The sequence below is a fragment of the Daejeonella sp. genome (genome assembly GCF_049655485.1).
Classification (GTDB): Bacteria; Bacteroidota; Bacteroidia; order Sphingobacteriales; family Sphingobacteriaceae; genus Daejeonella.
Genome location: NZ_JBASJU010000018.1, coordinates 1 through 13077, shown reverse-complemented (window position 1 = coordinate 13077; position 13077 = coordinate 1). Strand labels below are relative to the sequence as shown.

General features: G+C 41.6%; 12 protein-coding genes. 8 read left to right on the top strand and 4 right to left on the bottom strand.

Annotated features, from left to right (window positions below):
• Window positions 1–175 precede the first annotated feature (175 nt).
• Complete coding sequence (hemW, locus tag WBJ10_RS00980) at window positions 176–1318, top strand: radical SAM family heme chaperone HemW (RefSeq protein WP_424287688.1); 1143 nt, start codon at window positions 176–178, stop codon at window positions 1316–1318.
• Between the two features lie 33 nt (window positions 1319–1351).
• Here the strand turns inward: hemW and WBJ10_RS00975 are convergent, their stop codons facing one another.
• Complete coding sequence (locus WBJ10_RS00975; RefSeq protein ID WP_424287687.1) at window positions 1352–1780, bottom strand: YybH family protein; 429 nt, start codon at window positions 1778–1780, stop codon at window positions 1352–1354.
• Between the two features lie 143 nt (window positions 1781–1923).
• On the opposite strand from WBJ10_RS00975, the gene WBJ10_RS00970 reads away from it, so the two are divergent.
• The 6 genes from WBJ10_RS00970 (at window position 1924) to WBJ10_RS00945 (ending at window position 8065) form a co-directional block, all read left to right on the top strand.
• Complete coding sequence (locus WBJ10_RS00970; protein WP_424287686.1) at window positions 1924–3024, top strand: vWA domain-containing protein; 1101 nt, start codon at window positions 1924–1926, stop codon at window positions 3022–3024.
• Window positions 3025–3028: 4 nt separating this feature from the next.
• Entirely contained in the window at window positions 3029–4540 is a 1512-nt protein-coding gene (locus WBJ10_RS00965; protein WP_424287703.1) for a sigma 54-interacting transcriptional regulator, read from the top strand.
• Window positions 4540–5805, top strand: a complete 1266-nt coding sequence (locus WBJ10_RS00960) for a metallophosphoesterase (protein WP_424287685.1) — start codon at window positions 4540–4542, stop codon at window positions 5803–5805. Before WBJ10_RS00965 ends, WBJ10_RS00960 begins: the two co-directional genes overlap by 1 nt.
• Window positions 5806–5826: 21 nt before the next feature.
• Window positions 5827–6705 (top strand): hypothetical protein, encoded by an 879-nt coding sequence (locus WBJ10_RS00955; protein WP_424287684.1) that lies wholly within the window; start codon window positions 5827–5829, stop codon window positions 6703–6705.
• Window positions 6702–7361 carry an MOSC domain-containing protein gene (locus tag WBJ10_RS00950; protein ID WP_424287683.1) on the top strand — a complete coding sequence of 220 codons (660 nt, stop codon included), beginning with the start codon at window positions 6702–6704 and terminating at the stop codon, window positions 7359–7361. Before WBJ10_RS00955 ends, WBJ10_RS00950 begins: the two co-directional genes overlap by 4 nt.
• Before the next feature lie 146 nt (window positions 7362–7507).
• On the top strand, window positions 7508–8065 hold the full coding sequence (locus WBJ10_RS00945; protein ID WP_424287682.1) for a hypothetical protein: 558 nt from the start codon (window positions 7508–7510) through the stop codon (window positions 8063–8065).
• A 152-nt stretch (window positions 8066–8217) separates the two neighbouring features.
• Here WBJ10_RS00945 and WBJ10_RS00940 read toward each other — a convergent pair whose 3' ends face one another.
• From WBJ10_RS00940 to WBJ10_RS00930, 3 genes are read right to left on the bottom strand one after another with little or no spacing between them, the layout of a single operon-like run.
• The gene (locus tag WBJ10_RS00940; RefSeq protein WP_424287681.1) at window positions 8218–8907 is read right to left on the bottom strand and encodes a response regulator transcription factor; all 690 of its coding nucleotides are present in this window, start codon (window positions 8905–8907) and stop codon (window positions 8218–8220) included.
• 2 nt (window positions 8908–8909) lie between these two features.
• Window positions 8910–10583 (bottom strand): sensor histidine kinase, encoded by a 1674-nt coding sequence (locus WBJ10_RS00935; RefSeq protein WP_424287680.1) that lies wholly within the window; start codon window positions 10581–10583, stop codon window positions 8910–8912.
• A 3-nt stretch (window positions 10584–10586) separates the two neighbouring features.
• On the bottom strand, window positions 10587–12413 hold the full coding sequence (locus tag WBJ10_RS00930; protein ID WP_424287679.1) for a prolyl oligopeptidase family serine peptidase: 1827 nt from the start codon (window positions 12411–12413) through the stop codon (window positions 10587–10589).
• A gap of 347 nt (window positions 12414–12760) precedes the next feature.
• On the opposite strand from WBJ10_RS00930, the gene WBJ10_RS00925 reads away from it, so the two are divergent.
• The coding region (locus WBJ10_RS00925) for a tetratricopeptide repeat protein (RefSeq protein WP_424287678.1) at window positions 12761–13077 on the top strand (317 nt) is incomplete at its 3' end.

The window sequence follows — 13077 nt, the reverse complement described above, 5'->3', positions numbered from 1 at the left end:
CCATGATGTCCATTTTTTATCTTCAGATTCAAATATGCTTTCTGAACCTTAAACAATCACTGGCAGAATCTTTTACAACATTCCGCAAACATACTTTTTTCAAACTTTATTGAGAGAGATTGTCTGGGATTCATAATTGCTTTTACCTTTGCTAATTCATTATCACCTACTCAGCATGGCCGGAATATACCTGCACATCCCTTTCTGTAAAAAAGCCTGCCATTACTGCGATTTTCATTTCAGTACGTCGCCGGTTTACAAAAACCAGATGGTTAATGCGCTTCGAAGAGAAATACTTTTACGAAAGGATTATACAGGAAGTGAACAGATCGAAACTATTTATTTCGGGGGCGGTACTCCTTCAGTATTAAGTGCTGATGAACTGGGAATGCTTATTCATGAGATAACTGAACACTACCCTGTATCAGCTTACGCGGAAATCACACTTGAAGCAAATCCGGATGATTTAAATCCTCAAAAAGTTAAGGAATTTCGGCAGCTGCCCATCAACCGCTTCAGTATCGGAGTACAATCTTTTTTCGAAGAGGATTTGAAATGGATGAACCGGGCGCATACAGCTTCTGAAGGATACAGCTCCATCAAACGGATTCAGGATGCTGGTTTCGAAAACATTACTGTGGATTTGATTTATGGCTACCCACTGCTTTCTGGTGAAAAATGGAAGTATAACATACGCGAGCTTATTGGATTGCAGGTACCACATATCTCCTCTTATTCGATGACAGTAGAGCCGGCCACAGCATTGGCTTCTTTTATCAACAAAGGAGTTCAGAAGCCAATGAATGAAGTCCAGAGCGCCCGACAATTCGAAATGCTTATAGACGAGCTGCAAAACGCCGGCTTTGAACATTACGAAATTTCGAACTTCGCCAAACCAGGCTGGCATTCCAGGCATAATTCCAATTATTGGGAAGGGGTAAATTACATGGGAATAGGTCCTTCTTCCCACTCCTTTAACGGTGAAAGCAGACAGTGGAATATTTCGAATAATTCGAAGTACATAGCCGCACTCGAAGGGAATAAAATCCCGTTCGAAATGGAAACCCTGACAGTAGAAAACAGGATAAACGAATATATTATGACATCACTCCGAACCAGCAAAGGGATGGATTTGAATCTGATCAGCGAGCGCTTTCATAGTGATTATAGCTCAAAGATTATTGAAGCCATGGAGCCATTTCTGGATAAAAAATGGGCAATTATCGAAGATCACAAAGTTAAATTAACCCGGGAGGGGAAATTATTCGCGGACCACGTCGCTTCGGAACTTTTTGTGGAGATAGGTGAAATGAGATAGGTGAAAGGCAACGGGTAACTGGCAGCTCGCCAATCAACTCGAATGATCAGCCACCACCTTCCATTTACCGCCACTTTTCTTCAATAGCAGCGTAAACCATCCCTGCGGTTCATCCTTTTCCCTCTTCAGATGCCAGGCGCCCAATACAAAAGCATGATCAGAACTTAGGATTTTAACCTTTTTTATATCAAAGGTTAAAAATCCCATAGCCGATTTGTCGGGATAAGATTTCTTATAATTATCCAATGTTGTTTGCCAACCGTATTCAGGCCCGTTCTTTCCCACAAAAACCAGGGAATCAGATCGCTCATAGCCCTGCATATATGCTTCCATATCCCCCCTATTCCAGGCTTGCCGCTGGCTTTCCAACACGGCGAGTATTTCCTGCGGATCGGATGTTTTCCTAACTGCGCAGGAAGTAAGTGACCCGATCATAACCAGAAGGATGAACAATTTTTTCATATCTAAATGTAGCAATTAGCCACGATAAAAAAACCCGTCATCCCGAACGCAGTGAGGGACCTTATATTTTACACCCACCAAACATTTCCCCCACCCCAAACCTTTATCTTCGAATCTTCGTAATTGATAGGGAGGATTACACTATGCGGGGACATTCATTTTCACAATTTATTCCGAATGAGCTTCCAAAAGGCGGTTTTGATGAATTATTGAAATTGTTTCTTGAGCTACTTAATTATACATCCGGCGATGCTAATGAAGCAATCGCCTGGATGAATGAGCTTGATAAACAATACAATCTCACTACCGATGAGTATGGTATGGGCGATTTCATTGATGATCTCAAGAAAAAGGGGTACCTGGGAGATGATGATCAAAATCCCGGCGGCTTTGTTATTACTTCTAAAACGGAACAAACTATACGTCAGTCGGCACTCGAAGAAATTTTCGGAAAGCTTAAGAAATCAGGCAAAGGAAGCCATAATACCAATATTTCCGGATTAGGCGAGGAAAAGAATGCCGACCGAAGGGAGTATCAGTTCGGCGACAGCCTTGACCAGATCGACATGACTGCCTCAATCCACAACGCGCAGATAAATCATGGTATTGGCGATTTTTCCATGACCGAGCGGGACCTTGAAGTAGAGGAGAAAGATTATAAAACGATCACATCAACGGTGCTGATGATCGACATTTCGCATTCGATGATCTTGTATGGTGAGGATAGGATTACTCCGGCTAAAAAGGTGGCCATGGCATTGGCTGAACTCATCCGGACAAAATATCCTAAAGACACCCTTGATATCGTAGTCTTCGGAAATGATGCCTGGCCGATTACACTTAAAGAACTCCCTTATTTACAGGTTGGTCCCTATCATACGAATACTTATGCCGGGCTTGAGCTTGCGGTGGATCTTTTGCGACGCAGGAAAACCCACAATAACCAGATATTTATGATTACTGATGGTAAACCAACTTGCCTTAAAGAAGGTAATAAGTATTATAAGAATAGCATCGGCCTCGACCGGAAAGTGGTTAACAAGACCTTGAATATGGCTGCCCAATGTAAGCGGTTAGGGATTCCCATCACCACTTTCATGATTGCCAAGGATCCTTATCTGCAGCAATTTGTACGTCAGTTTACTGAAATCAACGGCGGAAAGGCTTTTTACAGCTCTCTAAAGGGCTTGGGTGAATATATTTTTGAAGATTATATTAAAAACAGAAGAAGAACGGTTAGATAATACAATGGATATTTTGCACTTAAAGACATTAAAAGACCTGAAAGCTTCAGGATATAAAGCCCGATCGGTTAAGGAAGAACTGCGAGAAAACCTGATCAAACAGTTAAAGAACAAGAATACTGTAATGGAGGGTATCATAGGTTATGAGGATACGGTTATACCTGACCTCCAAACTGCCATCCTTTCGCAGCATAATATCTTGCTATTGGGACTTCGCGGTCAAGCCAAAACCAGGATAGCGAGGCTGATGATCAATTTATTGGACGAATACGTTCCTTATATCGAGGGATCTGAACTGTTTGAAGACCCCATGAATCCCATTTCATGGTTCGGACACCATATCATCAGCATAAAAGGAGATGAAACGCCTGTTGCCTGGCTTCACCGCTCGGACAGATATACTGAGAAACTTGCTACGCCAGACGTTACCGTAGCCGATCTTATTGGCGATGTTGACCCTATTAAAGCCGCTACTTTAAAATTAACTTATTCCGATGAACGGGTAATCCACTTTGGACTCATCCCGCGCGCTCACCGGGGGATTTTCGTAATCAATGAGCTTCCGGATCTCCAAGCCCGGATTCAGGTGGCTCTATTCAACATCCTTCAGGAAAAAGATATACAAATAAGGGGTTTTAAACTACGTTTGCCACTAGATATTCAGTTTGTGTTCACCGCAAACCCAGAAGACTATACCAACCGGGGTGCAATCGTAACTCCCCTTAAAGACCGTATTGAAAGCCAGATTCTTACACATTATCCTAAATCCGTAGAGATCTCAAGGAAAATTACACAGCAGGAAGCCCGCCTAACCGCATCCCAGCGCGCAGATGTAGAAGCTGATGGCCTTGTGAAGGATCTCGTCGAACAAATTGCATTTGAAGCCCGGGATTCGGAATATATAGATAAAAAATCTGGAGTCTCTGCGCGTCTGACTATCTCTGCTTATGAGAATCTCATCAGTAATGCCGAGCGAAGAATGCTTCTTAATGATGAGAAACAAACGTTCGTCAGGGTTTCAGATTTTCTGGGAGTTATTCCGGCAATAACAGGAAAAATTGAATTGGTATATGAAGGTGAGTTAGAAGGGCCAACTAAAGTTGCAAATATCTTATTAGGAAAAGCAATCAAAACCTTGATGACCACTTATTTCCCTGACCCCGAAAAATTAAAGAAATCGAAAACTTCAAATCCGTATTCGGAAATCATTAACTGGTTCGGATCGGGCAACACTATAAGCCTGGTCGACGACCTTTCGCTTCAGCAGTATAAATCTGCTCTTCTTTCCGTTCCCGGACTGAAAGCAGTAATCAAACAATTCCATCCACGCCTAAGTGAAAATCAACAGCTTCTCTTAATGGAATTCCTTCTCCATGGCCTTGCTGAATTTTCGCTGGTCAATAAATCATTCCTGGATAAAGGATATGGATTTGCTGACATGTTCAACAGTCTGTTCAGCCCTGAATTTGGAGAAGATGAGGATGATGATTATAATGAAGACAGGGGAAAGTATTAATGGCTAACCGTATTTTTGCACTAATTGTGATCACCATCCTGCTGATCATGCTGGATTTTTATATATACCGGGCAGTTCGCTCGGTAAGCTGGAAATGGAAAGATAATAATCTATTAACATTTAAATACATCTGGTGGGGCTATACCATACTGCTGATTATCGGCGTGTTTATAGGTATCTTTCTTAACATCAGGGGGTTTTTCAGGACCATCATCATGGTCCTGTTCTTCCTGACCGTTGTTTCCAAGATTTTCATACTTCCTTTCCTGCTTATTGATGATTTACGCCGGGGTGTAATTTGGATCAAACGAAAGGTGTCTGGCGGCAACACTGACCGGCCGGCACAACCCGCCCGCACTACTGGAAGCATTCCACGTTCTGAATTTCTGGTACGAGCCGGAACATTAGTGGCAGCACTACCATTGGCCTCTTTCACCTACGGGATGATAGCCAGTGCGTATGACTATCGCGTAAAGCGGAGAGTACTTCATCTTCCAAATTTACCTGCGGCATTTGACGGGCTTAAATTGGGCCAAATATCGGACGTGCATTCCGGTAGTTTTTATGACCGTAAAGCGGTGATCGGCGGCGTGGAGATGCTTCTTAAAGAAAAGCCCGACATGATTTTCTTTACTGGTGACCTGGTGAATAACGTTGCAACAGAAATGCGTGATTACCAGGACATCTTCACAAAAATTAAAGCCCCGCTGGGAGTATTCTCGGTTCTCGGAAACCATGATTATGGCGATTACTATTACGGCACCGCCCCTTCACCGGCTAAAGCCAAAAACCTTTCGGACCTGAAGCTTACCCATAAAGCGATGGGTTGGGACCTCCTGCTGAACGAAAATCGCAGAATTAAAATCGGAAATGAGGAGATAGGTGTGCTGGGTATTGAAAACTGGGGCGCAGGGCGTTTTGCTAAATACGGCAAAATGGACCTTGCCGTTAAAAACACAGATGATCTTCCCGTAAAGCTATTGTTATCTCATGACCCTTCCCACTGGCGTGCGCAGGTGCTTCCTGAGTACCCACAGATTGATGCTATGTTTAGCGGCCATACTCACGGGATGCAGTTTGGGCTGATTACAGAGAACTTCCAATGGAGCCCTGCTCAATATGTGTATAACGAATGGGCGGGCCATTATGAGGAAAATAAGCAACAGCTTTATGTAAATGTTGGATATGGTTTCCTGGGATATCCGGGCCGGGTTGGAATATTACCTGAAATTACGATATTTGAATTACGCCGGACCCCTGCATAAGCAGAACGGCGTCTACCAAATATGAACAAATACCTTAGGCAGGGCCTTGATTGTTTGTTATTCAGCAATATATTTATTGCATTATGTGCCGTAGCTCAGGGCCTGGTAACTTACCAGTTGCTCGGTACGAAGCCTGAGATGCATGTCCTGGGCCTCCTTTTCTGCTCAACACTGGCCCTTTATAATTTTAGCATCCTGCGAAGCAAGCCTGCGAAGCCTGAAAATTCTCCTTTCAGGAGAGTTCAATGGATTTTTTCGCATTACCGGTTGATGATTACATTAACCATGATTGCCATCTTTTCGATATTGCCTTTATTTTTCTTCCTGCATACATCTACCAAAATACTGCTGGTGAGCCTTGCTCTAGTATCTGTTGCGTACAGTCTACCCATTTTTACGATACACGATAAACATTTTGGCTTGAGGAATATCCCAGGCGTAAAATTGTTTCTGATTGCAGCGGTATGGGCTTTTAGTTGCGTGCTTATCCCTATCCTGGAACTGGAAAGCAGTATTGAAACCTCGGTATCCATAAACGATAGCATATTGCTTATCGCGAAGCGCTTTCTTTTCATTGCTGCTATTACTGTTCCCTTCGACATCAGGGATCTTTTTCAGGATAAAACTCTTGAACTCAAGACTATTCCAGTTGTTCTGGGCGAGAAAAACGCCTTGCTCATATGCCAGGGCTTATTAGCGATATACCTGATTCTGCTTTTCTTATTTACAAAAAGTATTGACAGCAACTTCCTGGGTTTAATGCTGACTATTATTTTAACCGGCTGGCTGATTTTTAAATCTAAATGGCAGAAAAACGAATATTATTATTTCTTCTACCTTGATGGAACGATGATTTTCCAGTTCTTGATGCTCCTTCTTTGCAGTTACTTACCATTATGAGTGTAATCGAAATAGTCTCTATAAACATCCTTGGCAAGCCGGAAGTATTAGTTTCCGATCACCAAACGGTGAAGACGGCCTACAAAAAGGTCCCTATTAAGACTGAAAGCCTGCTGCTAGGAATGACCTCTTTTGAAGGCGATATGGTTCAGGATAAAAAACATCATGGCGGCAATGACAAAGCCATCTGCTGTTACAATTCCGATCATTTTATAAAATGGACAAATGAATTAGGATTCGAACTTGATCCTGCGGCATTTGGGGAGAATTTAACCTTAAGGGGTGAGGCTGCACACGAAAGCAATGTATTTATCGGCGACCGTTATCAGCTGGGAGAAGCCGTAGTTGAAGTGTCGGAACCCCGCGGGCCCTGTTATGTCATTGGAATCCGATATAACTATAAACAGTTTCCTGTGCTTCTCCAAAATTTCGGATTTACTGGCTTTTACTTACGTACTATTACCCCGGGCCTGGTAAAAATAACTGATAAGCTTGTTCATATAAGCTCTCATCCGGAAAATATCTCGGTAATGGATGTGAACTATATCCGATATCATGATTCAAAAAATAAGGAAGAAATTGAGAGGCTTGTTAATTTGAAAGAATTAAGTGAGGATTGGAAGGAGATGTTTGAGAAGAAACTGAGAAAGTTATAAGTTGTACGTAATACGTTATACGTTACTAAACGCCGCGGAGAGTTGTACGTTATACGTAATAAGTTACTAAAGGCTGTGCTAACGGCCCAGACGTAAAACGTATAACGTACTACTCCCTTTGGTATCGTCTTTGTACATTTATCTTTATGAAACAAGCGACACTTTTTCTCTTAGCAATCCTCTTCACATTCTCCTGCAAACCCAAAGCAGGTGATACCGCCGAACAGCGTTTAAGAGAGGAGAATTTCGACCTAAAGAAGAAAAACGACAGTCTGAAATTAATTATTGAAAAGGCTCAGAGAACATACGAAGGCGACACGATTCAAAAACTTCCTGACTCAAGCCCAAAAAATACTGAGCCTACGTTTGCGGGCCAACACGACCTCACGCTGCAATGGATTAGCTGGGATAAGCCCGGGTCTGTTATCATAACACCCTCAGAAAATGGCTGGCATTCAATCCTGGGAGCCCAGACAAACGAAGAAAGCTATCTGAGAATCGAAGGAAAGATCAGTCCTATCAATGAACGAGAGCTCGAATTCGACGGGAAAATAGAACATAATGTGCATTCAGGTGCTGGGAAATCCTGTATTAAAACTGGCAAGCAGCTATTCAAAGCCACGGGCACCAGAAAATACTGGAGGTTGCAGAATATGCTTAATTGTGATGGGACAACTACCGATTACGTGGACATTTACTTTTGAGTGGTACTTGGACAGTGGTACGTTATACGTTGTACGTTATACGTTATACGTAACTAAACGTTGTGTTATACGCCCAGACGTAGAACGTATTATGTACAACGTACAACTTCCTTTTGAACCAGACGTAAAACGTATTACGTATAAAGTACAACTTATTCAGCCACAAACTTATAACCAACCCCCCTTACCGTTTGCATAAAGTGCGGGCGGTCTGGATTGTTCTCAATTTTCTTACGAAGGCGGACAATGTGCATATCCAGCGTGCGGGTATTCACATCCGAATTATAGCCCCATACCACCATCATCAGTTCATCGCGGTTAATTACTGTGTTAGCGTTTTTAAGGAAATAAAGTAATATCCTGTTTTCAAGTATAGTAAGCTCTATTTTTTTACCGTCGCGCATCAGGGAATGGGTATTCGGATGATGCTCCATATTACCGAAGCGGTATAGTTCAGACTTTTCATTGTTGATCACAAATTTTACTTTGTTATCGATCAAAGCGACCAAAACATCCATATTAAAGGGTTTGGTCACGTAATCTGAAACGCCAAAACTGTATGCATCAATCTTGTCAACATCTTGAGCTTTGGCTGTCATCATTACAATGATATTATTAAAGCCTAATTTTCTTACGTTTTGACAAACTTCTGAACCTTGCTTATTTGGAAGCATCCAGTCCAAAAGAAATATATCAGGCTGTTCGGTCATGATCAGATCTTCAGCCGACGCACCATCTGATGCTTCAACAACTTTATATCCTTCTGTATTAAGGCGGTGAACAACTAAAAAACGGAGATTTTCATCATCCTCAATAACAGCAACTTTGATTTCTTTTGACATATCTATATTTCGTAAGGCAATTCAATTGTAAATTCAGACCCTTTCCCTTCCACACTGTGAACTGTAATATTTCCGTTCATAAATTTAACCAGTTCTTTACAGAATGCCAAACCTAAACCAACGCTACCCTGCTGATTGTACTGGTTTTGGACCCGGAAAAACTTTTTAAAAATATTATCGATGTCCTGCGAAGGTATTCCAATTCCGCGGTCTGTAAATTTCATGATCAGATTCTTTCTAATTTTCCTGATACTAATCTTTAGGTACTTCTTATCAGGGTTTGAGTATTTATAAGCGTTGTCTATGAGGTTTTGAAAGATGCTTCCCAGCAGAACGGGATCTGTTTTAAAATATTCGATTCCATCAATTTGACATACAATGTCAAACTTCGGATACTTAATCTGATAAGCATCGATCATATTCTGACAAAAAACGTCGAGGTTTATGCTTTCCTCTTTAATTTTAATGGCCTTATTTTCAATTTGGGTAAACGAGAGAAGTTTATTCATCAAGTCGTTAAGCTTATCTGCTTCTTCGTCGAGAATTTTTCCATAATGCAACCTTTCCTTGTCGGATAATGTAGCCGCACTTCGGATATTATTCCCAGCAATCTTAATTACGCTGACAGGTGTCTTGAACTCGTGTGTAAGGTTATTGACAAAATCATACTGAAGCTTGAACATTTTTCTATTAACGTTCAGGTTGCGGTAAATTAAATATCCAATTAGAAGTAAGACTCCATATGTGATAAACAGGCCCCCAGCAATAGGGATGAACCGTCGGTTTATCTCTTTCATCAGATAACTCTTGTTGGAACTGAAGTACAGTTTATAATCTGAGAATGGGCCGGATAAGGGCAAATCATTACTGATCAGTTCAGGGTCATTTGCCAAAGACTCATATACCAATGGCTTGATGCTAATATGTTGATAGAGCTGAGGATTAGTATTTCGAATGGTAAGTTTGAGCGGATCCAGATAGAAGGTGAGGAGGTCTATTTCATAAACCGGCGATATAGGCAGGTCCTTAGTCATTAGCTCCTTATAGATTTTTAACTCCTCCCGCCTGGGAACATTCATATATGTTATCCGATTCGAGGTAATGGTATAAAAAACATCAAAACGATCATCATCGTTGAGGGCTTTAGAGGTATCAGAAGACTCCACAAATTCCGTGAATTTGATCGCCATCTTATTGAATTCATCTCCGGTTTTCAGAGAAAATGTGCTGTTGGCAGAATTATTTTTAAAGACTAATATGGAGTCTCTTTCCATGTCCCGATCAAATTGAAAAACTGACTTGGGACCCATAGCCAAATTATCAACCTTGACACCATTCGGGATTTGGTGGTTACTAATTGCTGCATCATAAAAGACAATCCGATCTACAAATTTAAATTTCCGGAAAATCGTGTCAACGTATTTAACGGCCTGGCTAGAGTCGAGATAACCCTGATAGAAAGAGATTTCGGGGATCTTATTCTGAAAAAAACTATTGTAGGGCTTTACCGTCTCCTCAAAAACTCCAATCTTTTGCGAAACAAATTCGTTCTCGACATATTTGGAAGTAAGGTTATAGGCTAAGTAAAATGCAACAGCCACGGAGGCTGTGATTAAAATCAGGAAGCTAGTACTTAAGGAGAAATTTTTTCGGTAGATCTGCTGATACTCCTTCATTTATCACTCTATTCGTAGATTTTTATCAAGAAACTTTTCAAGTTCCATGTAAAACTCCAATTTATTTTCGGCATTCCGAAAATAGTGCCCCTCATTTTCTTTAAGAATGTAAGTTACCGGAACATTCCTCTTTTTCAGCTCCTTAACGAATTGGTTCGTTTCATTCATATTAACGCGGGGGTCTCTTGCTCCCTGGGCAATTAATACCGGCACGCGGATCTTGTCGGTATGAAAAATAGGTGATACAGCACGGAAATAATCTGCATCTGCTTCGGGGTTACCTACAATCTCGTAATACATCTGTAGGTATGGCCGGTAGTATGGCGGGATGTCTTTCAAATAAGCAAATAAGTTGGTGAAGCCTGAGTGAGACGCCCCACACTTATACAGTGATGGACGGAAAATTAAACCATGAAGGGCTGAGTAACCGCCAAAACTTGACCCATAAATACCAATGCGTTTTGGATCAGCGATCTTCTCCGCTATCATCCACCGGACCCCGTCAGTAATATCGTCCTGCATTTTTCCTCCCCACTCTTTAAAGCCAGCAATCCAGAATTTCTTGCCATAACCCTTGGAACCTCTATAATTGACCTGAAATACAGCATATCCGCGGTTAGCGAGAAACTGTACCTCCGAATTATAACCCCAGCTATTACGGGCATCGGGGCCACCATGAGGCATAACCACCACCGGAAGCATTGTTTCTTTTTTTCCCTTAGGCAGAGTAAGGTAGCCGTTAACGGTTAGACCATCGCGCGTTTTGTAAGAGATTGGCTTCATTTTAGCCATGTCTTCCAAATTAATTGATGGGTTAACATCGCTGAGTTTCACCAGCTTATTATCAGCATTAGTATATAAATAATACGAGCCTGGATTTCGGTCGGTGTAAGTACGTATAATGAACTTAGTTTCTGAAGCATCCGAACCCGTAACCTTTATTTCGTTATTGGGAAGTAGTTTTTCCAGCCGTCCATACATGGCCTTTATCGAATCGTCCAAATAGTGGCGCTCCTTTTTCCAGGTTTCATAACCCGCATATATGAGTTTGTCTTTATTTGCAGAAAAAACTGCCTCAGATACGTCCACTTCCGAGTTACTATAGATAACACGGTGCTCCTTTCCCGTGACACAATCGAGCTCAACAAGAGCCATCTTATCTCTGTTTTTATTGGACAAAGCATAGATGCAGGTATTATCCGTGCTAAAGCCTACCGGCGCAATACTTACTTTGAAGTTATTAGTAAGAACCGGGTTAAAGTCGACCTCCTCAGATTCTCTATATAACAAGGTTTCATTTACCCCGTCGCTGGCAATTGCCATCCGAAGTTGGCCATCCCTGTCGGCGTACCATTTAGTAATGTTGCCAGGATTTCGGACAAGCAGGGAAAGTTCGCCAGTCTGAATGTTTAGCCGATAGGCATCGAAAACAGTAGAATCGCGCCTGTTTAAGGAAACCAGCACATTGTTGTCCTGAACCGGTTCCGTTGTAATCATCCGGATTTTAGTGTCAGCAAATGATATTAACTCCCGCTTGTTCGAACCATCTCTCGTGACCGCGAAAAGACCGTAGTCATCTTTCTCAGTTTCGTTCTTGAGATAAAGCAACTCATTGTTATTTGCCCATAGATAATAAATGATATTCCTGTTGGTGTCGCAGGTTATTTGGGTAGTATTCTTCCCATCCCAGGTTTCCACATAAATATGTATGCGGTTGTTGTCTGGCTTGAGATAAGAGATGTACTCCCCATCCGGTGAAACCAGAAACGTTGTTTTGAACTCTGACTTAAAGAAATTCTCGACAGGGATGCGATCTGCCGTATTTTCCATAGTACAGGATATGCTACCAAGTAAAATAAAAAAAAGAAAATATTTTTTAAAAAACTGCATTTCCAGGTTATGTACCAAATTTTTAACAAAAGTCTACAAAATGGTTGCAATGAAAAAATTGCAACCAAAAAATTACCACCGGGCGAAAATTCATGGGGTAATTTCAGTGTTCAAATTTCAAGATACTAAAAGATTCAGCAACCGAGCTGACGACAGCGTAACATTTAAACTACAAGTGTTTGATAAAAAAAAATATGCCCGTACTTTATTAATAGCCAGGCCGTTCATATTAATGGTGACAATTTATCGGTATATTAGTTCCTGCCTGTTTTAGTATTAATTTTGAGATGAAAAAAATACTTGTCTTGCTTATCGTGATTTTGAGCGCTTCGCCCCTAATGGCGCAGCTCAGTCCGGATGAAGCGCTCGCAGTTCAGTATTTTCAAACAGGGGAGTTCGACAAGGCAGCTGTTATCTACGAAAAACTCTTCAACAGGACAAAGAACCCCGGCTACTATGATCCACTTTTCACGTCCTGGATAAAGACTACGAGGTATGACGAGGCTGAAGAATTGGCTAGAAAGCTTTTAAAAGCACAGGCTGGCAATTATACCTATGCTGTAGATATTGGGCGGATCCATCAGGAAAGAGGTGAGCAGGAAAA